We start from the raw sequence: 866 nt of genomic DNA on the forward strand, positions 1-866 counted from the left end.
TCGGTGGCGGCGGCCGCGTTGGCGGCGGCCGTGGCGGCCGTCGAGACGGTGCCCAGGGCAACGGCGTCCGTCAGGTTGGCAGTGGCGGCGGCCAAGCTGGCGGCCGTGTTGGCGGCCGTCGAGACGAGGCCCAGCGCCACGGCATCGGTGAGGTTGGCCGTCGTCTGCGCCGTGGCGGCGAGCGCCGCATCGGCCGTGGCGACGAGGCCCAGGGCCGTGGCGTCCGTCAGTGCGGCGGTGCTGGCAGCTGCATTGGCGGCGGCGGTGGCCGCTGCCGAGACGGTGCCCAGGGCAACGGCGTCCGTCAGGTTGGCAACATTCGTCGCCGTGTTGGCGGCGGCAGCGGCGGCAGTGGCGATCAGGCCCAGGGCGGCCGCATCCGTCAGGTTGGCCGTTGCCTGCAAGGCGGCAGCCGTGGCCGCGTCGGCCGTGGAAGTGATGCTCAGCGCGGCGGCATCCGTCAGCGCCGCCAGACTGGCGGCCGAGGCGGCAGCCAGGCCATCGGCGGTGGAAATGAGGCTCAGCGCGATGGCATCCGTCTGGCCAGCCGTCGTGACGGCGGCGGCAGCGGCCGCATCGGCGGCCGACGACGCCACGGCCAGGGCCGCAGCATCGGTCTGGCCGGCCAGCAATTGCGCCGCGGTCAGGGCGTTTTGCGCCACCGTATTGGCGGCGGTCAAGGTGGTGACCGCCGTCTGGGCCGCCAGTTGCGCGGCGGCGTCAGCGGTGGATATCACGCCCAGCGCCCCCGCATCGGTCAGCGCGGCCCTGAACGACGCGCTCGACCAGGTGCTGTACCTGAAGACCGATTATTTGTGGATCAGCAACGTACCCGCCACGGACTGGCTGGAACTGTTCGACGTACT

The 866-nt window shown here is 72.7% G+C and carries 1 pseudogene; it reads right to left on the reverse strand.

Annotated elements, in window-relative coordinates:
* Positions 1–737 (reverse strand): annotated as a pseudogene (locus GCN75_RS28785) (hypothetical protein); the annotation flags it as partial.
* Between the last annotated feature and the right edge of the window lie 129 nt (positions 738–866).

Origin of the sequence: Janthinobacterium violaceinigrum (assembly GCF_009208555.1) — a bacterium.
Classification (GTDB): Bacteria; Pseudomonadota; Gammaproteobacteria; order Burkholderiales; family Burkholderiaceae_D; genus Janthinobacterium; species Janthinobacterium violaceinigrum.